Below are 26,713 nucleotides of genomic sequence, written 5' to 3' on the forward strand. Positions count from 1 at the left end.
AGCTGGTAATTAAAGAGGCAGGTCAATAACCATCCACGCTATCCTTACCGTCAATTTCAACACTCCTTAATATGTGGTGCTCAATGCAACCATAGGAGGCCGCATGTCCCAACCAAAAAGAGAGAAATTTACTTGGCAACACATAAAACTCACCAAGATTGGAATCATAAACGATAATAAAGCCGCTATGACCAGCAGTACTTTTGGTACGGTAAAATGCCATGGCATGCCCATATACTTGTTGGGCACCCGGATATTGCCTATACCAGAATCCATAGAAATAAGCCCCTTCTTCCCATGAAAGTTGATTAAAAAGGGTAATAAAGCAATAAGGTGTATACCTTATCGGCACTTTTTTCGTGTATTTCAAGCCACGAAGCCGCATTAACATTTGATCAAATACCATCAGCTCCTCCGGTTCATAGCGCATATCCAACGTATATTGTAACAAAGGATTGGATCCACCTTTGTTCTTATTAAGTTCTGCCATTCTCTGTGCGGGCGCTAGTTGACGACTGACGCTTGTTAAAATCAGTCGAAGCCAGTGAAGTGAAAAAGCATGACAAGCTCCGTAAGCAGACTTGGAGTTTCCTTCTACTCGACTGCCCAGGATATCTCCTTGGGAGAAAGAAAAATAAGCCTCATAAAAATTCATATAATTTCTCGCTACCTTTGCCAAAGATAATTCTTAGGAATAACACAAGAAGTAAGAGGTCATTATTAGCAATTCCAAAGAGGCAAAATCAGACCATTAAAAAACCAGATTATAAAGACTATGGAACAGCTGAATCCAAAGTCATCAACGATCTGGCCATTATTGTAAGTATGGAAAATTATTGAAATATACTCGAAGCACAAGATTAGAAAGTAGCAGTTTAAATCGAGCCTGATATAATTTATTCAAATAGAAAGCCCGGCTCTATTTTCAATCTTACCTTTAATTTCAATCAAATTACTTAGACTACTCCCCCTCAAAACCCTGAATCGGTTTCACTGAACCCCAATGATGACACCGGGGACATTGCCAGTGCATTTCTTTCCCGGAAAAGCCACATCGACCACAGGAGAAAACAGGTTTAAACTCAAGCATCCGGTCCGTAAGATGGTGAATCAATTCCAGTACATTATCCGACAAGTCACACTGAAACTGACGACGAAGATCAATCAGCTCATTCAAGCCTCTCAATGTAGGATGACGCTCAAGCTGTGCTGTTAAAAAGTTAACAGCCTGAGACTCCCCTGACTCCCTGAGCAAAAGATGAGTCATTGCAATGATAACCGCAGTACCGGGACGCTCATTCAGGCAACGACCAAGGTAAGCGCCAAACCCTCGCAAACTTCCCGTATGCTCAAAAGATTTCTCCAATAATGGCAGCGAGAGGGGCATGAAGCTGATATCCTGAACCGATATTCTCTGCAACACTTTAATTGCCTCTTTGTAGCCACCTTCGTCAAATTCCATTTGACCCAGTAAAAGACTGGCCCTGACACTGTTTTTATCCCGGGAAAACGCCTGACGTATCAGACGGCGCGCATTCACCCGATCATTCTGCTTAAGGGCTATTTCGCTCTGCTCGCAGTAATAATGTGCCAGAATGACAGCAAAGTGCTCTCCCCGGCCCGGCCTCAACCTTTCTGCTACTTCTGCTGCCTTAACCCACTCCCGCTCCTGTTCGTAGACACGCAATAATTGCTGCAAAGCCTGGTCTCTCAGCTCATGATTCTGACGACTGAGGTCAATCAGAATGGATTCAGCACGATCCAGCAGACCAGCTGAAGAGTAGTTATGAGCAAGTGCAAGCTGAACTTGAAAAGACTGGATGGAAGTCAGGCTTGGGCGCGCCAGCAAATCCTGATGAACCCGGATGGATTTTTCTACTTCTCCGCGCTTGCTAAACAGGTTTCCCAGCGCCAGATAGGTATCAACGGTGTCATTATTGATATCCAGGGCTTTGATAAAGACATCAATAGCTTCATCCGTCTGCTCATTAATCAGATAATTCAGACCGACAAAATAGTCCTTAGACAACTGGCCAGAGCTATTCACCCGCCTTCTCTTCTGATCACGCCAGCCCAGAAAATAACCAATGACGATTGCAGCTAGAATAAGGCCCAATAACGCAATATCAGGCATCCGTAAAGCCTTTCAGGGCACTGGATCTCAACTTCTGGAGTTCGGCGTCACGCCGCGCCAGCTTTCTTCTCAGGCTGGCATTAGCCAGTCGCAAACGGATAACCAGCATAAGGGATACCAGCAAACCGGCAAAGCCACCCAGTACAAAGGGCACCATAACCAGCGTGGAACTGCTTACGGCCGGCATCATTAACCCGCCCATTTCAAGGCTGATCTGCTCGGTATTGGAGAGGGTAAAGTTGACGAAAAACACCAGTAGGACAACAAACAACGCCAAAACCAGAAGACGCTTGACCCAAACGACTATTGTCGTAAAACTGCTCTTGACAAGAGGCAACTCGTAGTTCGCCATAAACTTAATTCACGATCAATCCATTTCTGCCTGTAAGCCACGATTCACCCTTTCCCGCAGCTCTTTGCCCGGCTTGAAATGGGGAACATATTTGCCATCAAGGCTCACAGCTTCACCGGTTTTAGGGTTACGCCCGATTCTGGGGGCACGATAATGAAGGGAGAAGCTACCAAACCCCCTGATCTCAACCCGCTCGCCATTGGCCAGCGAATCGGACATTTGCTCAATGATAGCCTTTACAGCTAACTCAATATCCTTGATAGAGAGCTGCGGTTGCAACTCGGCAATCCGCTCAATCAGTTCAGACCGGGTCATCTTCGTTTTTCCTTTCCCTGCCATTCCCGGAATGCCTAAAAGATCCTGCAGACCTTGATAGACACCGCTTATTGTTCAAAAGCGCCTTAAATAACCAGACTGTTTCTACACTAGCTAACCCACACCGAGAAATCAAGCAACCCTTTGATTAGCACGCACATTTCATAAGAATACCTGCCACTCTCTGCTCCCGGCAGATAGCGAAGCAATACATTGGCTAAATCTCACAAAACCTTTTGATCAAAAAAAACCGCGAGGCAAAAGCACTCGCGGTTTTCTTTGCTCTTAGCGGCAACTTTTCAAACAAAAGCACCCCTTGAGCAATCAGGAACAGGATGGATTACTTGTTTTCCATCTGAGCCTTGATCAGATCACCAATGGTGGTCGGACCGGCAGCTTCTTCGTCCTGCTTGGTACGCAGCTCTTTCATCGCTGCTTTTTCATCGGCCTGATCTTTCGCTTTGATCGACAGACTGATGTTGCGGTTCTTGCGGTCGATGCTGATGATACGAGCTTCGACTTCTTCACCTTCTTTCAGGACGTTAGTTGCGTCTTCAACGCGGTCAACACTGATTTCAGAAGCTTTCAGGGTAGCCAGAACGTCTTCCGCCAGCTCTACAACAGCCGCTTTGGCAGTCACTTCCTTAACGATACCCTTAACAACAGAACCTTTTTCATTCAGGCCAGCATAGGCATTGAATGGGTCTTCGGACAGTTGCTTGATACCCAGAGAGATACGCTCACGCTCAGCATCAATCGCCAGGATAACCGCTTCTACTTCGTCGCCCTTACGGTACTGACGAACAGCTTCTTCACCGGTTTCGTTCCAGGAGATATCAGACAGGTGAACCAGACCATCGATACCACCGTCCAGACCGATAAAGATACCGAAGTCAGTGATAGACTTGATCTTGCCAGCCAGCTTGTCGCCCTTGTTGAAGGAGCCGGAGAAGTCTTCCCATGGGTTGGTCTTGCACTGCTTGATACCCAGAGAAATACGACGACGCTCTTCATCAATGTCCAGAACCTGAACTTCAACTTCGTCACCCAGGTTGACAACCTTGGATGGGTGAATGTTCTTGTTGGTCCAGTCCATTTCAGAAACGTGTACCAGACCTTCAACACCTTCTTCCAGCTCAACGAAGCAGCCGTAGTCAGTCAGGTTGGTTACGCGGCCAGAAGCACGGGCACCTTCAGGGAAGCGCTTGGTGATAGCAACCCATGGATCTTCACCCAGCTGCTTGAGACCCAGGGATACACGGTTACGGTCACGGTCAAACTTCAGGACCTTAACGTTGATTTCGTCACCAACGTTAACGATTTCGCTAGGATGCTTGATGCGCTTCCAGGCCATGTCAGTAATGTGCAGCAGGCCGTCGACGCCGCCCAGGTCAACGAAGGCACCGTAGTCAGTCAGGTTCTTGACGATACCCTTAACTTCCAGACCTTCCTGCAGAGAGCCCAGCAGCTGCTCACGCTCAGCACTGTTTTCAGCTTCCAGAACGCTGCGACGGGAAACCACCACGTTGTTACGCTTCTGGTCCAGCTTGATAACCTTGAACTCAAGCTCTTTGCCTTCCAGGTGCGCCGTGTCACGAACCGGACGAACGTCTACCAGAGAGCCTGGCAGGAACGCACGGATAGTCGCCACGTCAACAGTGAAGCCACCCTTGACCTTGCCACTGATAACCCCCTTAACAACGTCTTCAGCTTCGAAGGCTTTTTCCAGTTCCTTCCAGGCTTCCATACGCTTGGCTTTTTCACGGGACAGACGAGTCTCACCGAAACCGTCTTCCACCGCGTCCAGAGCTACCTGGACTTCATCACCAATAGCGATGGTCAGTTCACCGTTCTCATCCTGGAACTGAGCCTTGGGAATAACACCTTCAGACTTCAGACCAGCATGAACAGTTACCCAGTCACTGTCGATATCGACCACAACACCACTGACAATGGCGCCTGGCTTCATTTCGATTTCTTTCAGGCTCTCTTCAAACAGTTCTGCAAAGCTTTCGCTCATGATTTTTCCTGTGACAGTGTACGCATCTGCAAAGTCTCTGCCTTATCAGCAAAAAACCAGCCAATGATAACCGGATAACGTACACTGGTTGTCATCCACACCGCCAGCCGGAGTGGGTTACTTTAATCAGGTTCGAATCTGCAATGCTGGCTTTACGCCAGAAACGAACCTCCAGATAATGTTGAGTGCAACCTGTGGCGCACTCAGGCTTACTGAAGTGGAGAACCCACTTCCCTGCAACCTGGAAGGCTGTCAGGAAAATCCCTAAACCAGCCCTCTCAGGCGCATCTGTTCCAGCACCTTGTTGAATACCTCCTGGATACTCATGCGGGTACTGTCAAGAATGATGGCATCATCGGCAGGCTTGAGCGGCGCTACTGCTCTCTGGCTATCTCGCTCATCTCTGGCCTGAATATCTGCCAAAAGGCGATCAAAACTAGCATCAATCCCTTTTTGATGCAACTGGACATAACGTCTTTTGGCCCGCTCTTCGGCGCTGGCGGTCAGGAAGACTTTCAGCGCCGCATCGGGAAACACAACCGTCCCCATATCGCGGCCATCAGCCACCAGACCCGGCAGCTCGGCAAAGTCGCGCTGCCGTTGCAACAGCGCCGCCCGAACACCCGGCAGTGCCGCAACCCCGGAAGCCATGGCACCCACCTCTTCCGTCCGCAGACTGGCACCCACCCGCTCACCTTCGAGAATAATGGTCAGACCTGCGCCTGATTCTGATGGCAAGAACTGAACATCAAGGTGGCCTGCCAAAACCTCCAGCGATGATTCATCGGCAAAATCAACCCCATGATTCATCGCTGCCAGAGCGGTTAACCGATACAACGCCCCACTGTCCAGCAACCTCCAGCCAAGCTCTCTGGCCAGCAGGGCTGCAATCGTTCCCTTGCCAGACCCGCTGGGACCATCAATGGTGACCACTGTCACTGGTGTCTGAGACTCACTCACTGGTATTTACCTTTACCACAATACGCATACCGGCTCGATTGGCCAGGCCTGCAAAATCCGGGAATGAAGTCGCCACATTTGCACAGTCAAGAATGCGAATATCGTCCTTTGCCCGCAGTGCAGCTACTGCGAATGACATGGCAATCCGGTGATCGCCATGGCTGTCAATAGTGCCACCGTTAAATACAGGCTTCCCCTTCTTTTCAGAAGCAGCATTACCGGAACCATTGATCATCATACCATCAGGCAGTGGTTGTGCATCAATACCCAGGGCAATCAAGCCATCGGCCATGGCCTGAATCCGGTCACTCTCTTTCACCCGAAGCTCACGGGCACCAGTGAGCAGCGTTCTGCCTTCTGCACAGGCTGCTGCAACAAAAAGCACCGGAAATTCATCAATGGCGATGGGCACCAGACGCTCAGGAATATCAATACCCTTCAGCGGCGCAGAACGCACTACCAGGTCGGCCACAGGCTCGCCACCCACAACGGACTCGTTTTCAAGGGTAATATCTGCCCCCATCAGCTGCAGGATCTCAACCACACCAGAACGGGTCGGGTTCATGCCAACATGGCAAAGACGGACCTCTGACCCCTCGGCGATTGAGGCTGCCACCATAAAGAACGCCGCTGAAGACACATCGGAAGGCACATCGATTCGGGTAGCCGTCAGCTTGCCTCCTCCTTTAATCGCGACCCTGCTGCCATTCTCACCATCGACAGAGACCTTATAACCAAAGCCATTCAGCATACGGTTGGTGTGGTCACGAACAATACCCGGAGCAACCGTCACCGTTTCACCATCTGCGTACATGCCCGCCAGTAACAGGCAGGACTGCACCTGGGCCGAAGCCATTGGCAGATGATACTCAATACCCTGCAACCGTGTGCCGCCTTTGATCTTCAGAGGTGGGCGACCACCTTCTGAGGTCTCGATGGCGGCACCCATCTGGCCAAGAGGGTCCACCACCCGATTCATGGGGCGACCGGACAGGGAGTGATCACCGGTTAATGTTACATCAAAGGACTGGGCTGCCATCAACCCGGCCATCAAGCGCATGGCAGTGCCGGCATTACCGAGATAAAGCGGCCCTTCCGGCGGCTTGAGGCCATGCATGCCAACTCCCTGAATAGTGACCTTGCCAAGATAGGGGCCATCAATCTGAACCCCCATATCCCGAAATGCCTTCAGGGTTGCCAGGGCATCCTCGCCTTCGAGAAACCCTTCAATCACTGTTTCCCCTTCCGCCAGGGCACCCAGCATGATGGAACGATGAGAGATAGACTTATCTCCGGGAACACGTAACTCACCGGAGATAGCCCCTCCCGGGCTGGCAATAAATGTCTGGGTACTTTCTTTCATAGTGTCCCTAACTTCTTTAACTGAATCTTCACCTTCAATCAACACAGAGCCCGAAAAACCAGTAGCTATGACAGAATCAGGCAATGACTTCACCCGCTGCTTTCTGCTCTCCAGCAGAGAAGAGAAATGCTGACGCGCTGATTGTGCACGACTGAATATTCCCAGCAGCGACTGACTGTTTTTCTGCAAAATCGCTTCCCGGAGTACCTGAAGGCCCTCGGTAAATTCATCCAGTGCTTCCAGCACCGCCTGATGATTACCCAGTGCCACATCATGCCACATAATAGGGTCGCTGCCAGCGATCCGGGTAAAATCCCGAAAGCCGCCCGCAGCAAAGCGGAAAATATCCTGATTATCCGGATTCCCGGCCAGCGTATCCACCAGTGAGAATGCCAGGAAATGGGGAAGGTGGCTGGTCTTTGCCAGAACCTCATCATGATGATAGGGATCCATACTGGTGACCACTGCCCCACAGGCCTCCCAAAGCATCTTGACCTTTGCCAGTGCCACAGAGTCAGTATTTGCCAATGGGGTGAGGATGACATCATGGGCCTGAAACAGGGAAGCTTTTGCGGCACCGACACCACTTTTTTCCGACCCTGCAATTGGATGGCCGGGTACCAGCCAGGAGGGAACTTTGCCAAAGACCTCATGGGCGGCATCCAGCAGCGCTTTTTTACTGGACCCGGCATCGGTAATCACTTTTTCAGCAGGAACGCCATCGGGCAAGCAGGAAGATAGCTGCGCAAGAACGGGCTTCATTGCCAGCATGGGCACAGCCAGCATAATCACATCAGCAGCGGCAACACCGTCGGAGAGGCTTTCGCAGCCATAATCAATGATCCCGAGCGCCTCAGCCTCTTCCAGTGAGGCTTTATTCTGGTCATAACCATACACTTGCCGACACGCTCCGGCAGATTTTACCGCCGCTGCAAAAGATCCCCCGATCAGGCCCAACCCAACCACCAGCAGTGTATCAACTGTTTTCACAAACGCACTCCTTACGACGACTGACCAAGAACCTGGCTCAGCGCTTCCAGACAACGACGATTCTCTTCCGGCAAACCAATGGAAATACGAAGGTGCTCAGGCATGCCGTAATTGGCCACTGGCCGAACAATAATGCCTTTGGACAACAACCCTTCATAGACCGGCATGGCATCACGCTTTAGATCGACGGTGATGAAATTACCCGATGAAGGGATCCAGTGCAGCCCAAGGCCGGCAAACCCCTGCTCCAGGAATGCCATCCCCTGCTGATTAATCTCAATGGACTGCTGCAGATAAGCTTCATCCTTCAGCGCGGCAACAGCACCGAACTGAGCAGGAAGATTCAGGTTAAATGGCTGCCTCAAACGGTTCAGCACATCGGCTATTTCAGGATTGGATATCGAATAACCGACCCGGGCCCCCGCCAGCCCATAAGCCTTGGAAAAGGTTCGGGTCACCACCAGATTGGGATAGCGGTCAAGCAGATCGATACCATCAGGCAGGTCACCACCCACCCCATACTCAAAATAGGCCTCATCAAGGACAACGATCACCTCTTCCGGCACCTTGCCAAGAAAACACAGCAGATCCTGTTCACTGAAGCTGGTACCGGTGGGATTATTAGGGTTTGCCAGGAAGACAATCCGGGTATTGGCCTGGATCGCTGCCGCCATGGCATCCAGATCATGACCATAGTTAAGCGCTGGAACCACAATACTCTCAGCACCGACGGCCTTCACAGCCAGAGGATAAACAACAAAAGCATACTGAGAAAAAACCGCAGAACTGCTGGTATCCAGAAACGACTCCGCCAGAAGCACCAGCACATCATTGGACCCATTGCCCAGGGTTAATTGCTCCGGTGCCACCTTCAGTTTTTCTGCCAGCGCCTGTTTTAACTGATAACTGCTGCCATCGGGATAACGGGCCAGCTCTGCCAGGGATTCGGCCATTGCTTTCAGCGCAGAAGGTGGTGGCCCCAGAGGGTTTTCATTACTGGCCAGTTTGACAATATCCTCAACCTTCAAGCCCTGCTCCCTGGCAAGCTCCTCAATAGGCTTGCCAGGTTGATAAGGACTCATTCCTCTTACTCCGGGTACCGCCAGCTGCAGAAAATCACAGGACATAATTTGACCTTCAGTTGGGTTATGAAACTTGAAAACGGGCTCACTCACTTAAGACGATGAAAAAGCCATTTCCAACTCGTGGCAATTTTTATTGATTATGGAAAATTTCAGCGGTTATACGCTTTTCGGGCAAATACAGCCTGAAAATGTTGTTATCAGCTTCAACTATTGTCAAGAAGATAATCCCGGGGGGAATTCAAGTACTGACGACTAAGACGAATACAGTCCCTGGTTATAGATAAATTCCCACATCAGGGGCTTATAGAGATAGGCTTTCAGTGTCGGATCCAGCGGCAGATCCTGCACCGATTCCGACAACGGTTGTCCGGTTTTTTTCCGGTGTTCAACCAGGCGCGATCGGATAGCGGTGCGAGCGCAGGCCTGAAGTGAGTGGGGCTGAAAATTACACGGAATAAGGCAACTCCTCCTGCCAGTCAGTCTGCGATTACACCTGGCACCTGAATCCAACAGAGCTTTTGAGCCTTCGTTGCTGCAGCCTATAACGTCCAACGGTGTCTGGCCCCTGCTGTTTTTTGCGTTATAGTTGGCCCCCTCAGCCAGCAGCACTCTTACTTTCTTGCCGAAAGCCCTCATTGCCGCTTTATGCAACGGGGTATTTTGCCTGTTACTATCTCTGGCTTCAAGGTTGGCCCCCTCAGACAGCAGCACACTGATATGCTGCAGGTGGCATCCACCATTACCAGCCGCATGGTGCAATGGCGTCCGGCCGAATTGATCAGTAGCCTCAAGATCGGCACCCGCGGCCAATAGTGCCTTGATCACCTTCGGCTCATAAGCTTCTGAAACCGCAAAAAGTAATGGCGTCGCCTGATAATTATCCCTGGCCTCAATATCGGCTCCCCGGGCCAGAAGCTCTTTCACAGCCCCATGGCTATGTGCCTCATGCAGCGGAGTCCGGCCATAGTTATTGCGGGCTTTAACACTGGCACCTGCGACCAGAAGCGCCTTTAACTCTTCCAGATTGTATTGAACCGCCAGTGGCGTGTTTCCGTCATTATCCCTGGCCTCAATATCGGCACCCCGGGCCAGAAGCTCTTTCACAGCCGCCTGGCTACGGGCAATATGCAACGGAGTTTGACCAAAACGATTGCGGGCATTAACGCTGGCACCTGCGTCCAGAAGTGCCTTTACAGCCCCAAAGCTGTCTGGATCAGAAACCACAGATATCAGTGGAGTTTCTTCTCGCCTGCCTTTGGCCTCAAGATCAGCTCCCCTGGCCAAAAGCGCTTTCACAATCGCCTGGCTACGGGCCTCATGCAACGGAGTTCGATAATCACGATCGCAGGTATTGACTCTGGCCCCTGCGTCCAGAAGAATGTTGACAACGTCCGGAATTTCCGACATTACCGCCAGAAACAGCGGGGTTCTGCCCGCCTGGTCCCTGGACTCAATATCAGCCCCCTGTTCCAGCAAAGCCTTCACCGATGCCAGATCTCCATGGCTGGCTGCATCAAGCAAATTAAAATCACTGTCGTTTAATAATTCGCTAACTTGCAACGCTTCCAGTGTTTGCTTATCGCCTGGTTCAGACCTGCTTGATGGGGTATTCATCAATAGCTCCAACAAATTATTGTCAAAAAGATAATCCCGGGAGGAGTTTAAATACCGACGATTAAAACAAGTAGCCGCTGATTATAGATAAGTTCCCATGAGGGGCTTATAGAGATAAGCTTTCAGCGTTCGATCCAGAGGCAGATCCTGCACCGATTTCGACAACGGTTGTCCGGTATTTTTCCGGTGTTTAACCAGGCGCGAGCGGATAGCGGCACGGGCGCAGGCCTGAAGTGATTGGGGCTGAAAATTACCTGGCTCAAAATCCTGATTGATGCTGTCAAATCTGCCAGTCGCTGCCAACAGGGCTTCCATGTTGCCAATTCTGCCCACGGCCACTTCCAGCGCTGTATTTCCATAACAATCTCGCGCCTTATAGTTGGCACCCTCAGCCACCAATACTTGTACTTTCTTGCCCGAAAGAGTGAAAGCTGCTTCATGCAACGGGGTATGTCGTGCAATTTCTTCCCTGGCTTCAAGATTGGCCCCCTCGGACAGAAGTACCTCCATATACCGCAAGTCGTGACGCATATCACCAGCCACAAGGTGCAATGGTGTCCGTTGAAATTTATCCGCAGCCTCAATATTGGCACCTGCGAACAGAAGCGCCTTGACCGCCTCAAATCTGCCATAAAGAGTAATCGCAAGAATTAGTGGCGTTGCTTCATCATTATCCCTGGCTTCAATATCGCCCCCCCAGGCCAGCAGCTCGTTCACAATCTCACTGCTCCTGGCGTTATGCAACGGAGTCCGGCCTGAATCATCCCGGGCATTAACGCAAGCACCTGCGGCCAAAAGTACCTTTAACTCCTCCAGTCTGTCTTGATGATAAGTCGAAGAAAACAGTGGAGTTTCTCCGATATGATTCCTGGCCTCAATATCGGCTCCCCAAGCCAGAAGTTCTTTCACAACCTCCTGGCTACGGGCTTTATGCAACGGAGTTTGACCATGACGATTGCGGGCATTTATGTTGGCACCTTCTTCCAGAAGTGTCTTTACCGCCTTAAAGCTACCTCTTTTAGAAACCACAGATATCAGTGGAGTTTCTTCATAATCACTTCTGGCCTCAATATAAGTTCCCCTGTCCAGCAGCAATTTCACTGCCTCTTGGCTAACAGCCTGATGCAGCAGAGTTTCACCAGAATAATCGCGGGCATTAATACTGGCACCTGAGCCGAGAAGAACGTTGAAAACTTCCGGGTTTTCCAACATTACCGCCAGAAACAGCGGGGTTCTGCCAGCCTGATCCACGGATTCAATATCAGCCCCCTTCTCCAGCAAAGCCTTCACCGATGCCAGATCTCCATGGCTGGCTGCATCAAGCAAATTAAAATTACTGTCGTTTAATAATTCGCTAACTTGCAACGCTTCCAGTGTTTGCTTATCGCCTGGTTCAGACCTGCCTGATGGGGTATTCATCAATAGCTCCAACAAATTATTGTCAAAAAGATAATCCCGGGAGGAGTTTAAATACCGACGATTAAAACAAGTAGCCGCTGATTATAGATAAGTTCCCATAAGGGGCTTATAGAGATAGGCTTTCAGCGTCGGATCCAGCGGCAGATCCAGCACCGATTCTGACAACGGTTGTCCGGTATTTTTCCGGTGTTTAACCAGGCGCGAGCGGATAGCGGTACGGGCGCAGGCCTGAAGTGACTGGGGCTGAAAACTAACCGGCTCATTATCCGAATCGATGCTGTCAAACCTGCCAGCCGCTGCCAGCAGGTCATCCAATTTGTCAATTCTGCCCATGGCCACATGCAACGGTGTACTCCTATTCCAATCTAGCGCCTTATAGTTGGCACCCTCAGCCACCAATACTTGTACTTTCTTGCCCGAACCACTAAATACTGCTTCATGCAACGGGGTATATCCTGTACTTTCTTCCCTGGCTTCAAGATTGGCCCCCTCGGACAGAAGTACCTCCATATACCGCAAATCGTAGCACTTAGAGCTAGCCGCAAGATGCAATGGTGTCCGTTGAAACTTATCAGCAGCCTCAGTATTGGCACCTGCGAACAGAAGCGCCTTGGCCGACTCCAGTCTGTCATGATGTGTAATCGCACAAATTAGTGGCGTTGCTTTATCATTATCCCTGGCCTCAATATCGGCTCCCCAGGCCAGCAGCTCGTTCACAATCTCACTGCTCCAGGCATAATGCAACGGAGTCCGGCCTAAATCATCCCGGGCATTAACGCAAGCACCTGCGGCCAAAAGTACCTTTAACTCCTCCAGTCTGCATTGATGATAAGCCGAAAACAGTGGAGTTCCTCCGGTATTATCCCTGGCCTCAATATCGGCTCCCCAAGCCAGAAGTTCTTTCGCAACCTGGCTATGGGCTCTATGCAACGGAGTTTGACCATCACGATTGCGGGCATTTATGCTGGCACCTGCGGCCAGAAGTGTCTTTACCGCCTTAAGTGCCTTTACCGCCTTAACTCTACCTCTTGTGCAAACCACAGACATCAGTGGAGTTTCTTCAGCATAATTCCTGGCCTCAATATCAGCTCCCCTGGCCAAAAGTGCTTTCACAACCTCCTGGCTACGGGCCTCATGCAACGGAGTTCGATGCAAACAATCGCAGGCATTAACTCTGGCCCCTGCGTCCAGAAGAACGTTGACAACGTCCAGGTTTTCCGACTTTACCGCCAGATGCAAACAATCGCAGGCATTAACTCTGGCCCCAGCGTCCAGAAGAACGTTGACAACGTCCAGGTTTTCCGACTTTACCGCCAGACACAGCGGAGTTCTGCCACACTGGTCCTCGGACTCAATATCAGCCCCCTGCTCCAGCAAAGCCTTCACCGATGCCAGATTTCCTTGGCTGGCTGCATCAAGCAAATTAAAATTACTGTCGTTTAATATTTCGCTAACTTGCAATGGTTCCAGTGTTTGCTTATCGCCTGGTTCAGACCTGCTTGATGGGGTATTCATCAATAGCTCCAACAAATTATTGTCAAAAAGATAATCCCGGGGGGAGTTTAAATACCGACGATTAAAACAAGTAGCCGCTGATTATAGATAAGTTCCCATGAGGGGCTTATAGAGATAGGCTTTCAGCGTCGGATCCAGCGGCAGATCCTGCACCGATTCTGACAACGGTTGTCCGGTATTTTTCCGGTGTTTAACCAGGCGCGAGCGGATAGCGGTACGGGCACAGGCCTGAAGTGATTGGGGCTGAAAACTAACTGGCTCATTATCCGAGTCAATGTTGTCAAATCTGCCAGTCGCAGCCAACAATTCGTCCATTTTGCCAATGACATTGGCCACTTGCAACGGTGTACCCCTATGCCAATCTAGCGCCTTACAGTTGGCACCCTCAGCCACCAATACTTGTACTTTCTTACCCGAACCACTCAAAACTGCTTTATGCAACGGGGTATATTGTGTAGTTCTTTCCCTGGCTTCAAGATTGGCTCCCTCGGACAGAAGTACCTCCATATACCGCAAGTCGTGGCTCTTATTGCTAGCCGCAAGATGCAATGGTGTCCGTTGAAATTCATCAGCAGCCTCAATATTGGCACCTGCGAACAGAAGCGCCCTGGCCGCCTCCAGTCTGTCATCACGATGTGTAATCGCACAAATTAGTGGCGTTGCTTTATTATTATCCTTGGCCTCAATATCGGCTCCCCAGGCCAGCAGCTCGTTCACAATCTCACGGCTCCAGGCCTGATGCAACGGAGTCTGGCCTAAAACATCCCGGGCATTAACGCAGGCACCTGCGGCCAAAAGTACCTTTCGCTTCTCCAGACTGTCTCGATGATCAGCCGAAAATAGTGGAGTTTCTCCGGTATTATCCCTGGCCTCAATATCGGCACCCCAAGCCAGAAGTTCTTTCACAGCCTTCTGGCTACGGGCTTTGTGCAACGGAGTCCGACCATAACAATCGCGGGCATTAAGGCAAGCACCTGCAGCAAGAATAACATTGAGAACTTCCGGGTTTTCCGACATTACCGCACGAAATAGCGGGGTTCTGCCAGACCAGTCCCTGGCCTCAATATCAGCCCCCTGTTCCAACAACGCCTTCACCGATCCCAGGTCGCCATCCCCGGCTGCCTTGAGCAGATTTTTGTCCTCCGGGGACAGTTCGTCTGCTGCGCCAAACAGAGCATTTGTAATGACTCTCAACAGTGTAATCATAACGACTTCCACATCGTCCAGTGTTTGGTCAACGCCGGGACAAGACTGCTTTCTGGATCGTCAGCTCCAGCTATTACTGCCAGAAAGACAGTCTCGTGAGGCGTTTAAGTGATGACGACTGAACTTTTTTCTGTCCGATCGTCTAAATCAGTCGTACGGCTTTTTCAGTGCTAATTCTCCAAGCCAGGCATAACAATTTAATGCAGGAGCAATTGCTGCACAGCACAGATTATTACCGGACAGCCTCCCGGAGAGTTTGGCATATTCATTATGCAGGGTGACCAAAAACACGGATTACCAATCCTCATTAACAGTCATGTGAAGTTGGACATTTAACAATGAAAATTATGGAGACAGTTTCATGATTAATTCAACCGGTCATCAACCGATCCCTCCATCTGATCCAACTGCCAGGCTCCCGGGATTGGCAGACCACGGGCCATCAAGCAGTGATTCGCCAATGCCCCCTTTTGCCGGAAAGTGTGTCGCCGTTACCAGGGGCGGCTCTGAACCCATTGAGCCGGAATCATCAACCTCTGCAATTGCCATATCTGCACGGATTGTTGAATCCGGCTTTGCCTCTGACCCACTGCCTGAAAAACAACCGGGTGACTTTGTGAAATGGGGAGAGTTGGACCAGCAAATCAGAGAAAGCCTAACGTTCTTCAATGTGTATGTGTTCGCTATTTATCTGGATCTTCCGTTAAATCAATTATTTAAACTCGAGCAAAAATTTCCGAATCAGCATGATGCAACTACACCTTTTCATCTGCTGGAAGATTTTTTAACTGAGGCAAATCATAAGTTAACCTATGAACAATGGCTCATAGTGCTGGCGAATACCTCAAGACCAGAACTGGTGAAATTGTATTGTGAAAAGTCGGGTGTTGCCATTGACCAGAGTCAGTTCCTGTCTGGCTGGCCTGCCTGTGTACAGGCTGCTGATAATGATGCTGCGCTAAATCACAAGCTGAATATTTTCAAGCTGATCAAGATCTTTCAAATAGAAAAACGCCCTTTTTTTTATAATATTCCGACGGCAACATTAGCCTATGCTGCCGGATACCCGGACCTGATGGATGATCAGGATATTAAACAATGCTTTGACGTAGCAAACTTTTATGTAAACACACTCCTGTTTAAGAAAATCCTGGATAAACACGGTGGGAGCATTAGCACAAATGAAATAGTTAAAATAATGCACAATCCTGAGATTATGATTATCAGCTGCGCGTACCGCCTCATTGAATCGCTGAAAGGCAACACCATACCTTTTTTCCGCAGCCATAACTTAAGCTGGAATAAGCAGATTGTCGATCTGACATTCCAGGTTTCAGTGCTTGGGATAAACGCTGAACATTTGGGCCGGGCACTGGGGGTACCGTTGCATATCATCCAGAAAATTGTTGATAGAGATTATAACTTGGTAAGCAATCAAGAAATGTTCGATGATTTATTCAATCAAGCAATCCTTTGCTCCCCCCGACTCACACCCGGGCACATTATCCATGCACTGCGGGAAGCAGGCAGTGCCAGTGGTTGTCGCGAAGAGTTAGAAAAATGGATAGAAAAGGATAAAAAATCAGACAAAAGGAATACATGTTTACCCTGGCTAAACGAATTCACTCCTGAAGAGTTACCTGAACTCAAACCACTCTATCGGCCGGAAGATGACAACTCTAACGAGATTGTCAGTTCGCAACCGTTGACCCTGGATTTTTTGCGTAACCTGCCATTAAGCCATAACTGGTTTTTGATTGGTTTAACCATGGGGCTGTCAGGGGATGAGCTGGAAAGGATTGGTTCCAGAACGATCTTTGAAAACGGTGCGCCAGACAAAAAAAGGCTGAGCCTTGCAGCTCCGGAATTATCCCGAACACTGGTTCTAAAGAGGCTGGAAACAGGTCACCTTTACCAGGCACTGAAGATTCTGGATGATCAGGCAACACTGGCTTACTTTCCAAAGCATTCGGATGACCAACCTGAAAAAAAATTACCCGGGAAGATCGCTAAAGCCACCAGACAGGGACAATTAATGGCCCGGGTTGTTCCTTATTTCGGTTCGGAAAGCATAAAATTTCTCAGCGCTATGATGAGCACAGTTGCAACAAGTCGAATTACTTTCAAATCATTGAAAAGGCCACTCACTGACAATCCAGCTACTGAATCGCCCCCCCCGAAGTCAGTAAAAACAGAGCCTTCCATTGTTAATGCAAACAACGTCACCCCGATGCCTGAACGGAGTGTCATCTCCGGCACTGAATGCTCCCGGTTACCAGAAACACCACTGGACGGCACTGTATACTGGAATGATTTGGGCTATAAATTTACCCGGGGCGTATCACCTGTGGACCAGACAGTGTTTGCCATATATCTGGGATTTCCAATAGCCGATATTGCCAACATTTTAGAAACTGCAAGTCATCAGCAATATGCACAGGCTAACTATTTATCCCTGCCTGTCGTCAATCGACAAGATAAGGCAATCCGGGAAAAACTGCTGATAACCCATAAAAAACTGCATACAATGCTGTTGGGTATTTCAAGATTTGATCTGGTTAATTTGCACTGTAAAAATTTTGGTATTGTATTTGACCAGAGTCGGCTCGGGACTCAATCGCCTCCCATTGTAGAGACTGTTGATGCCAATGCTGAGCTGGATTATCAGCTGGATTTCTTCAAGTTACATCAGATCGTCGAAAAAGATGAGTATCTGGCTCACACAGTTCCGATGGCAACAATTGCCTTTGCGGCCGGATATCCGGAACTGATGATGGATCAGGATCTGCAATCTATCCCAATTAGAGTCAAGCGATTTTCAACCATGATTTTGCTGAAGAGGATTCTGGATAAACAAGGGGGGGTCATGACCACAAATGAGCTGGTAAAAATAATGAGCCACCCTGAGATTATGGCCATCCGTTGCGCATATCGTTTCATAGAGACCTTAAGAGGTCATCCAGTACCTTTTAGCCTTGTAAATGAAGGCAATTTGTGTAAACAAATGTTTTGTTTGGCTGACGGAATTGCAAAGATCAAGATACCTGCTGACGCCATTGGTAATGCCCTTGGGGTGTCATTGCCAATAATCCAGAGCATTCTCAAGGAATCATTTGTTGATGAAGCCGACCATGAGCAGATATACGAACTACTGCTTGCAGCAACTCGTTGTCAGCCCGGGGTGCTGACTCCGGCTCATATCTTATATGCTCTACGCGAAGCTGCCGGACCCAGACTGGAAGGAAAGTTAAATCGCTACATTGCAATTAACACAAAGAAATTGTCTTTATTTCTGGAGCCTGGTTCTGAACAGCCCCCTGCCATCAAACCACTCTATCGCCAGGATGATGACAGCTCTGTCACCACGACCAGTTCACTACCGCTAACCCCGGATTTTCTGCGCCGTTTACCATTGAGCCATAACTGGTTTTTGATTGGTTTAGCCATGGGCTTACCCGTGGATGAGTTACGGGAAATGGACCAAAAGACCAGAGATAAAAATAATGAGGTTAAGCAAGCGAAGCAGAGCCTTGCAGCCTGTTATCTATCCCATAAACTTGCAGAGCTGGGTAAGAGAGGCGTGGAAACAGGTCATCTCTTTCGGGTATTGCACAATTTGGATGATCAGGTGGCTCTGCATTATTTTCCGGAGCATCTGTCAGCTCAACCTGAAAAAGCATTACCAAAGGACATCACTAACGCCATGGAACAGGCAAAACTGATACTCAAGTTGTTCAACACAGTTGATCAAAAAGAGTTGGAAAAAATTCTGTCTGGCTACAATCGTTACGATCAGATGAAACAAGAGTTCTGGATATAGGCCGCAAATGCCTCCCGTGGAAATTCCCACATAAGGCAGGTAGCAACTGCCCTGCACTTTGACCGCCAAGCATATTCATTGTGCAGGGTGGTAGAAAAGTCAGCTTAAAAGGCTCATCACCGGCCATGAGCCCTTGGACATTTAACCATCATAATTCCTGTCCGCTTAATACAACAACGATCAGAGAACACCCTTGGGATAAGAACCAAGCACACGGAGGTCATTGGCACGCTCACCCAGCTTCTCCAGCACCTTGCCAACAACAGGGTCATCCTGATGACCTTCAAAATCCACAAAGAACACATAGTTCCAGATTCCGGTTCTGGATGGGCGGGTCTCAACCCGTGTCAGGTCAACATTGTGAACATGGAAAGGCTCAAGAATCGCATGGAGCGCACCGGGCTGGTTACGCATGCTGATAACTACCGACGTCTTGTCATCGCCACTGGGTGGAACCGGCTGATTACCAATGATCAAAAACCGGGTTGAGTTATCCGGGCGGTCTTCAATTTTTTCAGCAATCTTTTCCAGACCATACATTTCTGCAGCCATATCACCGGCAATCGCGGCCGAATTCCACTCACCCTTGACCCGCTTCGCTGCTTCTGCGTTGGAGCTGACCGCCACCCGCTCAGCCATGGGCCAGTGGGAGTCCAGCCACTTGCGACACTGGGCAAACGACTGGGCATGGGAGTAGATGCGGGTAATATGATCCCGCCGGGTGTTTTCTGAAATCATCATGTGTTGATGGATGCGCAGTACCACTTCACCACAGATCTTCAGTGAAGAGTCCAGAAAGCTGTCCAGGGTATGACTGACCACACCTTCCGTGGAGTTTTCCACCGGCACCACACCATAGCTGACTGCACCGGCAGCCACTTCCCGGAATACCTCATCAATGGCAGCCATAGGCACGCAAACCGCAGAGTGGCCGAAGTGCTTCAGGGAAGCCTGCTGGGTAAATGTGCCTTCCGGCCCCAGAAAAGCCACCTTGACCGGATCTTCCAAAGCCAAACAGGCTGACATGATTTCACGGAACAGACGGGCCATCTCTTCGTCATGCAAAGGCCCGTCATTTTTCTTCATGATCTTACGAAGTACCTGGGCTTCGCGCTCAGGTCGGTAAAACACAGCAGAGGGATCAGCTTCTGTTTTTACACGGGCCACTTCCTGGGCACATCGCGCACGTTCGCTGATCAGATCAAGGATTTGCTGATCCAGCGAATCAATTTGAGTTCGCAACTGCCCCAATTTCTCTTCTGCCATTATCCATACCGCCGTTCAAATTCTTTCATGAAGTCAATAAGAGCATCCACATGCTGCTCTGGCACTGCATTATAGATACTTGCCCGCATACCGCCTACTGCCTTGTGCCCTTTCAGGTAACGAAAGCCTGCCTGTTCGGACTCGGCAAGGAACGTTGCATCCAGTTCCGGTTTGATCAGTGTAAACGGCACATTCATGCGGGAGCGCCACTTTGGGTCCACCGGGTTCTGATAAAAACCGGAGCCATCAATCTGAGCGTACAGCTTGTTGGCCTTGCGCTCATTGAGCGCATTAATCGCTGCAAGCCCGCCCTGTTTTTTCAGCCATTTAAAGACCAGACCGGCAAGATACCAGGCAAAAGTAGGCGGTGTGTTATACATGGAATCATTGCCCGCCTGCAGCTTATAGTCCAGCACCGCAGGACACATCAATGAACCGCGCTCCAACAGGTCGTCACGAACAATCACTACGGTAAGACCGGCCGGGCCAATATTCTTCTGAGCGCCCGCATAAATAACACCAAACTTGCTGACATCAATCGGGCCGGACAAGATATTGGAAGACATATCCGCCACCAGCGGCACATCCCCCGTCTCCGGTATAAATGAAAACTCAAGACCACCGATGGTCTCATTGGGCGTGTAGTGCAAATAAGCGGCATCTTGACTTATCCGCCACTGGTCTTCGGCGGGCATGGCATTAAAGGCTCTGTCCTTGCCATCAGCGACAATATTCACATCCAGGTAGCGCTGGGCTTCTTTAATAGCTGACTGGGCCCAGTAACCACTGTTGACATAGTCAGCAAAAACCTTGTCTCTCTTAAGGTTCAGTGGCACCGCCGCAAACTGCCCCCGGGCTCCCCCTTGCAGAAAAAGCACCTTGTAGTTATCAGGGATCTTCAACAGATCACGCAGGTCTTTTTCGGCCCCATGGGCAACCGTAAGAAATTCCTTGCCCCGATGACTCACCTCCATCACCGAAGCGCCCACATCCTGCCAGTTCATCATCTCATCCCGGGCCTGCTGCAGCACCTCATAGGGAATCGGTGCAGGTCCGGCTGAAAAGTTGTAAACCCGATTATCCAGCTGCGCCAGAACATCATTTACACCATCTGTTACACAAGGCTTCACAATGACTCCCTCGCCACTTAACGGCGGTTTACCCCGGTCATTACCGACAAACTCTCTAATTCACTCCGGGTGAGTGACTGTATTACGATGAAAAACGCCAGCACTGGGCTGGCGTTTTTTCAAACTATCAGGATTCTAGCGTCCCTTCGCTGGCAATGGGATCATCCTGCCCTTCAGTCTCAAGCTCAGGCGCATCCACAGCCTCTGGCTCCTCAACGCGGGCAACACCCACCAGTTTTTCACCCTCAGAGACACGGATCAGCGTAACCCCCTGGGTATTACGGCTCAGTGAAGAGACGCCATCAACCCCGGTCCGCACCAGTGTACCCTGGTCAGAAATCAGCATAATCTGCTCGCCGCTCTTCACCTGGATAGCACCTACGATTTCACCGTTACGCTCCGTGCACTGCATGGAGATAACCCCCTGACCACCACGACTGGTGAGTCGGAACTCATCAACGGCAGTTCGCTTACCGTAACCTTTGGCACTGGCCGTCAGAATCTGAGTATCTTCCTCCGGAATAATCAGAGAGATAATCCGCTGACCTTCAGGCAGTTTCATACCACGGACACCACGGGCTGTCCGCCCCATGGCGCGAACATCAGTCTCCTCGAAACGAACCGCCTTACCACCATTAGACAACAGCATCACCTGCTTTTCTCCGGTAGTAATTTCAGCCCCCACCAGGGTATCCCCTTCATCCAGACCCAGGGCGATCAGGCCGGAGGAGCGTGGGCGGGCAAACTGCTCCAGAGGCGTCTTCTTAACGGTACCATTGAGCGTCGCCATAAAGACGAAATGACCTTCGGCAAACTCTTCCACCGGCAGCATGGCAGTGATTTTCTCATTCTGCTCCAGCGGCAGAATATTAACGATCGGTCGACCACGGGAGGTTCTGCCAGCCTGGGGGATCTGATAGACCTTCAACCAATAGACCTTACCCTTGCTGGAAAAGCAGAGGATCTGGGTATGGGTGTTAGCCACCAGCATGTGCTCGACGTAGTCCTCTTCCTTAACGGAAGCCGCTGACTTGCCACGGCCACCACGACGCTGCGCCTGGTAGGTATCCAGGGGCGTGGTCTTGGCATAGCCACCGTGGGACAGGGTGACCACCATATCCTCTTCATCAATCAGATCTTCTACGGTCAAATCACGACGGGAGCTGGTGATCTCGGTACGACGCTCATCGCCAAACTCATCCCGCACCTGCTCAAGCTCTTCCCTGATGACGGCACGCAGCTTCATTGGATCACAGAGGATCAGAATCAGCTCGGCAATTTTCTCCAGCAGCTCACGGTATTCAGACAGCAGCTTCTCATGCTCAAGACCGGTCAGTCGGTGCAGTCGCATTTCCAGAATGGCCTGGGCCTGAACTGGCGACAGGTAATAAAGCCCATCCCTGAGACCATAAGCCTCAGGCAGATCATCCGGACGACAGGCATCGGCACCGGCACGTTCGGCCATCTCCATCATATGGCCGGGATTCCAACCTTTGGCGATCAGCTTTTCTTTAGCCTCTGCCGGTGTTGGCGAGTCTTTGATCAGCTGGATAACCGGATCGATATTGGACAGGGCAACCGCCAGACCTTCCAGAATATGACCACGCTCACGGGCCTTTCTCAGCTCATAGACAGTGCGTCGGGTGACCACCTCACGGCGATGGCGAATAAAGGCTTCCAGGAACTCTTTCAGGTTGAGCAGTTTGGGCTGACCATCCACCAGAGCCACCAGGTTGATGCCAAAAACGGACTCAAGCTGGGTCTGGGCATAAAGGTTATTGAGTACCACCTCGGCATTTTCACCACGGCGAAGCTCAATAACCACACGCAGGCCGTCTTTGTCAGACTCATCGCGCAGCTCGGAAATACCCTCGATCTTGCGGTCTTTTACCAGCTCGGCAATCTTCTCAATAAGACGTGCCTTATTCAGCTGATAAGGGATTTCGGTAACGATAATGGTGCTTTTGTTTTTCTTTTCATCGTGCTCGATATCGGCCCTGGCACGAATGTAAATGCGACCACGACCAGAGCGATAGGCCTGAAGGATACCAGCCCGGCCATTGATAATCGCAGCCGTAGGAAAGTCAGGACCCGGGATGTACTCCATCAGGTCATCAACCGTCAGCGCTTCATCGTCCAGTAGCGCCAGACAGCCATTGACCACCTCGGTCATATTGTGAGGCGGGATATTGGTGGCCATGCCCACCGCGATACCGGCCGAGCCATTCACCAGCAGGTTAGGGACACGGGTGGGTAAAACGGCAGGAATCTGCTCTGTGCCATCGTAGTTAGGCACATAGTCTACGGTTTCCTTGTCGAGATCCGCCAGCAGCTGATGGGCAATCTTGTCCATCCGGATTTCCGTATAACGCATCGCTGCGGCGGAGTCACCGTCAATGGAGCCAAAGTTACCCTGACCATCCACCAGCATGTAGCGCAGGGAAAATGGCTGCGCCATCCGGACAATGGTGTCATAGACTGCAGAGTCGCCGTGGGGATGGTATTTACCGATCACATCCCCGACCACACGGGCAGATTTTTTGTAAGGCTTGTTCCAGTCGTTGCCCAGTTCGCTCATGGCGAACAGTACGCGCCGGTGCACGGGCTTGAGCCCGTCACGTACATCAGGCAGGGCACGACCAACGATGACACTCATGGCGTAGTCCAGATAGGACTGCTTGAGTTCATCTTCAATATTTACCGGGAGAATCTCTTTGGCAATTTCAGTCATGGAAACCCAGTCGTCCTTTTGCTTACGGCCAACAGATAGCGGTCAGCATCCATCCCAGTTCTGTGGATCAGGACACCGATAATAAAGTCTTATCCAAACAGAAAAAATGCTCTTTCCCAGAGCATCTCAATGGAATGATCGCCTAAGGTAATTGATTTTCAAAACCGCGATGTTACCACAATTCATGCCTTATCCGCGAGATACATCAACCATTTTGGGAATATGTTTTTTGCCGGTCCATCAATGGCACAGGGCGGATAACCGCTTTCAGGAAATCGTCAAAAAAGTACCAACAGAGTAAACCTGTGTTTTTTCCTGAACCGGACTAGATTGGAAGTAAGCACTGACGCTTGATACTTAAACTCAACAAAGGATTGTTGCCATGAAGATAGGAGCAGAATTTCTCCGCGAAATGAATATTGACCCGGAGAAATTTAACAAAGTTTCTGAGCACTTAGACTTGGCTGCTGCTTGTTCACGCGAAGTAAAGCAGGCATGGTTTGAGAATAAATGGTCTGTCGAAACCAAAAAAGAATTAAGGAACCTTGTCAATTATCTAGCTTCTGCAATTGACGATGGTACAGAAGTAAAAGAGGATGTCAGAAAAGCACTTGCCGACCGTGCCCTTCAGAAGGCTGAGGAGCTAAGTAACAAAACAGAAACAACTAAAACAGCGCCTGATGAAAAAAATGAGCCTGCCGTTGTAGCAACTAAACCGGTAAAACCAGGTAATCCCGGAAAGCTGGACCCCAGTCGTCTCGCCCCCTACGAAAAAAAATAACAGCGTTGACTTTTGACAGCCTGAACGTTTTTTATGAAACCAGGCCAGTTGAGAGGATTGATGGAGAAATCTCCCCCCCCACAGGCCTCAGGAGAGTTTAACGTGCAAGTCTATGTCAGCCCGTACAAGGCGGTGTACGGCTCACCATGAAGCAGGTGAACCACCTACTGATCAACGGGTCGGTCACTGCCGTTTATAACGTGGACTGGTTCCATCCACCATTATCGGGGCCACGGCACCGGACTGGATAGAATGGGTGCTGAAGGCAGTGGACAGGCCGGTAAAACACTGGACGCGGCATGAAGGCTGTACTTGAAGGTTCAGCCTTATCTCTTCTTAATCACATTAACTTCAGTACTGAAGTTCAATTTTTCACTCCCGGACAACTCCAAAACTCAACAGTGTGATCGGCTGCAGGATTAACGGTATAATCCGCAGATATGGCAGCCCTGACTGCCTCAATTACACTGCTTTGACGGATCAGAACAATGCCCGACATGCGCTCAGCCCAAAATGTGGACCTCGGAGAAATCGCCAAGTTTGAAGAACTGGCCAGCCGCTGGTGGGACCCGGACAGTGAGTTCAGACCACTTCATGAGATCAATCCCCTGCGTCTGAATTATATTGATGAACGTGTTGGACTGGCCGGAAAACAAGTGATTGATATTGGCTGCGGTGGCGGCATTCTGAGTGAGTCCATGGCGCAACGGGGAGCCCGGGTCACTGGTATTGATATGGGCGAAGCCCCCCTGTCTGTTGCCCGGCTGCACAGTATGGAAAGTGGCGTTGAGGTGAACTATCGCCGAATTACCGCTGAGGAGCTGGCCGAAGAGATGCCCGGCCAGTTCGATGTGGTGACCTGCCTGGAAATGCTGGAGCACGTTCCCGACCCGGCTTCCGTCATCAAAGCCTGCAGCAAACTCCTGAAACCCGGTGGACAGATCTTTTTTGCCACTATCAACCGCAACCCCAAGTCATTCCTGTTTGCCATTGTCGGTGCGGAATACATACTCAAACTGCTGCCAAAAGGCACTCACGAGCACAAGAAATTTATCAAGCCCAGTGAATTAACCCGGGACATGAGAAAAGCGGGACTGAATATTCATGACATGACCGGGATGACCTACAACCCTTTGACGAAAGTGTACCGGCTTAACCCGAAGGATGTAGACGTCAATTACCTGATTTATGGCTCAAAGTCAGCCACCTCTTAACTGATGGCTCAGTTTCTGGCAACGAGAACCACTGCCATCCGGGAAATAACCAAGAGTAACGATGATGAAAGCCATTGAAGGCGTTTTTTTTGATCTGGACGGCACCCTGCTGGACACCGCAGAAGATTTCGTGATTACAGTGAATCAAATGCTGGCAGATCACCAGCACCCGGCAATGGATAGCCATTTGATTCGGCAGAATGTTTCTGCCGGCTCACGGGCGCTGATGAAGCTTGCCTTCAATCTTGCGCCCGGCGATGAGCTGGAACAGAAAAGGGCTCTGTTTCTGCAATACTATGACCGGCATATCCAGGACCACAGTCGTTCATCATTTGCCCGGCCCTACCCTGGCATACTGTCACTGATCGGGGAACTTGAACGCCGGGATATTGCCTGGGGTATTGTCACCAATAAACCCAGACCCTATGCCATCTCATTGATCCGGCAAATTGGCCTGCTGGAACGAAGTCATGCCATTGTCTGCCCGGAGGATGTCAAAAAGCCGAAACCAGACCCGGAGGCCCTCTTTCTTGCCTGCCGACAGTCCGGAAGTTCACCCCGGTTCAGCGTCTATATTGGCGACCATATTCGTGATATCGAAGCTGGAAAACAAGCGGGCATGATCACCGTTGCCGCGCATTATGGCTACATTGCTGAAGGTGAAGATCCTGCACAGTGGGGTGCGGACCTGAATATCGACCATATCCAGCAGCTGCACCGCTGGTTTGAACAGCACAACTGGCAAATCATTAAAGACAGGTCCCATGCCTGACAGGCTGTTTGAAAATTGCGCAGCAA

The 26,713-nt window shown here is 50.2% G+C and carries 19 protein-coding genes; 4 read left to right on the forward strand and 15 right to left on the reverse strand.

Annotated features, from left to right (window positions below; translation table 11 throughout):
* Positions 1 to 22: 22 nt before the first annotated feature.
* From J7438_RS00570 to J7438_RS00625, 12 genes are all read right to left on the reverse strand, one after another.
* Positions 23 to 679, reverse strand: coding sequence for a hypothetical protein (locus J7438_RS00570; protein WP_209199675.1), 657 nt, complete (start codon positions 677 to 679; stop codon positions 23 to 25).
* Positions 680 to 961: 282 nt separating this feature from the next.
* The gene (gene lapB / locus J7438_RS00575; RefSeq protein WP_209275022.1) at positions 962 to 2,134 is read right to left on the reverse strand and encodes a lipopolysaccharide assembly protein LapB; all 1,173 of its coding nucleotides are present in this window, start codon (positions 2,132 to 2,134) and stop codon (positions 962 to 964) included.
* A complete protein-coding gene (locus J7438_RS00580; protein ID WP_101749092.1) occupies positions 2,127 to 2,486 on the reverse strand; it encodes a LapA family protein in 360 nt (119 codons plus the stop codon). Before J7438_RS00580 ends, lapB begins: the two co-directional genes overlap by 8 nt.
* A 15-nt stretch (positions 2,487 to 2,501) precedes the next feature.
* Positions 2,502 to 2,801, reverse strand: a complete 300-nt coding sequence (gene ihfB / locus J7438_RS00585; RefSeq protein ID WP_209275023.1) for an integration host factor subunit beta — start codon at positions 2,799 to 2,801, stop codon at positions 2,502 to 2,504.
* 340 nt (positions 2,802 to 3,141) lie between these two features.
* Positions 3,142 to 4,821, reverse strand: coding sequence for a 30S ribosomal protein S1 (gene rpsA, locus J7438_RS00590; protein ID WP_101749090.1), 1,680 nt, complete (start codon positions 4,819 to 4,821; stop codon positions 3,142 to 3,144).
* Positions 4,822 to 5,085: 264 nt separating this feature from the next.
* A complete protein-coding gene (gene cmk / locus J7438_RS00595) occupies positions 5,086 to 5,781 on the reverse strand; it encodes a (d)CMP kinase (RefSeq protein WP_353620079.1) in 696 nt (231 codons plus the stop codon).
* The gene (locus J7438_RS00600) at positions 5,774 to 8,134 is read right to left on the reverse strand and encodes a bifunctional prephenate dehydrogenase/3-phosphoshikimate 1-carboxyvinyltransferase (protein ID WP_209275024.1); all 2,361 of its coding nucleotides are present in this window, start codon (positions 8,132 to 8,134) and stop codon (positions 5,774 to 5,776) included. The genes cmk and J7438_RS00600 overlap by 8 nt, the downstream gene beginning before the upstream one ends.
* 11 nt (positions 8,135 to 8,145) lie before the next feature.
* Positions 8,146 to 9,264 (reverse strand): histidinol-phosphate transaminase, encoded by a 1,119-nt coding sequence (gene hisC / locus J7438_RS00605; protein WP_353620081.1) that lies wholly within the window; start codon positions 9,262 to 9,264, stop codon positions 8,146 to 8,148.
* Between the two features lie 207 nt (positions 9,265 to 9,471).
* Complete coding sequence (locus tag J7438_RS00610; RefSeq protein ID WP_209275026.1) at positions 9,472 to 10,833, reverse strand: ankyrin repeat domain-containing protein; 1,362 nt, start codon at positions 10,831 to 10,833, stop codon at positions 9,472 to 9,474.
* An 81-nt stretch (positions 10,834 to 10,914) separates the two neighbouring features.
* Positions 10,915 to 12,252: an ankyrin repeat and SOCS box protein gene (locus J7438_RS00615; protein ID WP_209275027.1), complete on the reverse strand. Its 1,338-nt coding sequence runs from the start codon at positions 12,250 to 12,252 to the stop codon at positions 10,915 to 10,917.
* An 81-nt stretch (positions 12,253 to 12,333) separates the two neighbouring features.
* Positions 12,334 to 13,767: an ankyrin repeat domain-containing protein gene (locus J7438_RS00620; RefSeq protein WP_209275028.1), complete on the reverse strand. Its 1,434-nt coding sequence runs from the start codon at positions 13,765 to 13,767 to the stop codon at positions 12,334 to 12,336.
* Between the two features lie 81 nt (positions 13,768 to 13,848).
* On the reverse strand, positions 13,849 to 14,973 hold the full coding sequence (locus tag J7438_RS00625; RefSeq protein WP_209275029.1) for an ankyrin repeat and SOCS box protein: 1,125 nt from the start codon (positions 14,971 to 14,973) through the stop codon (positions 13,849 to 13,851).
* A gap of 361 nt (positions 14,974 to 15,334) precedes the next feature.
* Here J7438_RS00625 and J7438_RS00630 point away from each other — a divergent pair, with 361 nt between their 5' ends.
* Entirely contained in the window at positions 15,335 to 18,793 is a 3,459-nt protein-coding gene (locus J7438_RS00630; protein WP_209275030.1) for a hypothetical protein, read from the forward strand.
* A 180-nt stretch (positions 18,794 to 18,973) separates the two neighbouring features.
* Here the strand turns inward: J7438_RS00630 and pheA are convergent, their stop codons facing one another.
* The 3 genes from pheA to gyrA form a co-directional block, all read right to left on the reverse strand.
* Entirely contained in the window at positions 18,974 to 20,059 is a 1,086-nt protein-coding gene (pheA, locus tag J7438_RS00635; protein ID WP_209275031.1) for a prephenate dehydratase, read from the reverse strand.
* Positions 20,059 to 21,189 carry a 3-phosphoserine/phosphohydroxythreonine transaminase gene (gene serC, locus J7438_RS00640; protein WP_353620080.1) on the reverse strand — a complete coding sequence of 377 codons (1,131 nt, stop codon included), beginning with the start codon at positions 21,187 to 21,189 and terminating at the stop codon, positions 20,059 to 20,061. The genes pheA and serC overlap by 1 nt, the downstream gene beginning before the upstream one ends.
* A 127-nt stretch (positions 21,190 to 21,316) precedes the next feature.
* On the reverse strand, positions 21,317 to 23,920 hold the full coding sequence (gene gyrA, locus J7438_RS00645) for a DNA gyrase subunit A (RefSeq protein ID WP_209275032.1): 2,604 nt from the start codon (positions 23,918 to 23,920) through the stop codon (positions 21,317 to 21,319).
* A gap of 382 nt (positions 23,921 to 24,302) precedes the next feature.
* Here gyrA and J7438_RS00650 point away from each other — a divergent pair, with 382 nt between their 5' ends.
* The 3 genes from J7438_RS00650 to J7438_RS00660 all read left to right on the forward strand — a co-directional run bounded on the left by J7438_RS00650 (position 24,303) and on the right by J7438_RS00660 (position 26,687).
* Positions 24,303 to 24,701, forward strand: a complete 399-nt coding sequence (locus J7438_RS00650; RefSeq protein WP_209275033.1) for a hypothetical protein — start codon at positions 24,303 to 24,305, stop codon at positions 24,699 to 24,701.
* 497 nt (positions 24,702 to 25,198) lie between these two features.
* The gene (ubiG, locus tag J7438_RS00655; RefSeq protein WP_209275034.1) at positions 25,199 to 25,915 is read left to right on the forward strand and encodes a bifunctional 2-polyprenyl-6-hydroxyphenol methylase/3-demethylubiquinol 3-O-methyltransferase UbiG; all 717 of its coding nucleotides are present in this window, start codon (positions 25,199 to 25,201) and stop codon (positions 25,913 to 25,915) included.
* Positions 25,916 to 25,976: 61 nt separating this feature from the next.
* Positions 25,977 to 26,687 (forward strand): HAD family hydrolase, encoded by a 711-nt coding sequence (locus J7438_RS00660; RefSeq protein WP_209199662.1) that lies wholly within the window; start codon positions 25,977 to 25,979, stop codon positions 26,685 to 26,687.
* The last annotated feature ends 26 nt before the right edge of the window (positions 26,688 to 26,713 follow it).

The sequence above is a fragment of the Thalassotalea sp. G20_0 genome (assembly GCF_017744175.1).
In the GTDB taxonomy this organism is placed as follows: domain Bacteria; phylum Pseudomonadota; class Gammaproteobacteria; order Pseudomonadales; family Endozoicomonadaceae; genus Endozoicomonas.

Excerpts from the sequence above, each read along its gene's own strand:
- lapB (WP_209275022.1), bottom strand. The coding sequence starts at position 2,134 with ATGCCTGATATTGCGTTATTGGGCCTTATTCTAGCTGCAATCGTCATT.
- J7438_RS00580 (WP_101749092.1), bottom strand. The coding sequence starts at position 2,486 with ATGGCGAACTACGAGTTGCCTCTTGTCAAGAGCAGTTTTACGACAATA.
- ihfB (WP_209275023.1), bottom strand. The coding sequence starts at position 2,801 with ATGACCCGGTCTGAACTGATTGAGCGGATTGCCGAGTTGCAACCGCAG.
- rpsA (WP_101749090.1), bottom strand. The coding sequence starts at position 4,821 with ATGAGCGAAAGCTTTGCAGAACTGTTTGAAGAGAGCCTGAAAGAAATC.
- J7438_RS00610 (WP_209275026.1), bottom strand. The coding sequence starts at position 10,833 with ATGAATACCCCATCAAGCAGGTCTGAACCAGGCGATAAGCAAACACTG.
- J7438_RS00615 (WP_209275027.1), bottom strand. The coding sequence starts at position 12,252 with ATGAATACCCCATCAGGCAGGTCTGAACCAGGCGATAAGCAAACACTG.
- J7438_RS00620 (WP_209275028.1), bottom strand. The coding sequence starts at position 13,767 with ATGAATACCCCATCAAGCAGGTCTGAACCAGGCGATAAGCAAACACTG.
- J7438_RS00625 (WP_209275029.1), bottom strand. The coding sequence starts at position 14,973 with ATGATTACACTGTTGAGAGTCATTACAAATGCTCTGTTTGGCGCAGCA.
- J7438_RS00630 (WP_209275030.1), top strand. The coding sequence starts at position 15,335 with ATGATTAATTCAACCGGTCATCAACCGATCCCTCCATCTGATCCAACT.
- pheA (WP_209275031.1), bottom strand. The coding sequence starts at position 20,059 with ATGGCAGAAGAGAAATTGGGGCAGTTGCGAACTCAAATTGATTCGCTG.
- gyrA (WP_209275032.1), bottom strand. The coding sequence starts at position 23,920 with ATGACTGAAATTGCCAAAGAGATTCTCCCGGTAAATATTGAAGATGAA.
- J7438_RS00650 (WP_209275033.1), top strand. The coding sequence starts at position 24,303 with ATGAAGATAGGAGCAGAATTTCTCCGCGAAATGAATATTGACCCGGAG.
- ubiG (WP_209275034.1), top strand. The coding sequence starts at position 25,199 with ATGCGCTCAGCCCAAAATGTGGACCTCGGAGAAATCGCCAAGTTTGAA.
- J7438_RS00660 (WP_209199662.1), top strand. The coding sequence starts at position 25,977 with ATGATGAAAGCCATTGAAGGCGTTTTTTTTGATCTGGACGGCACCCTG.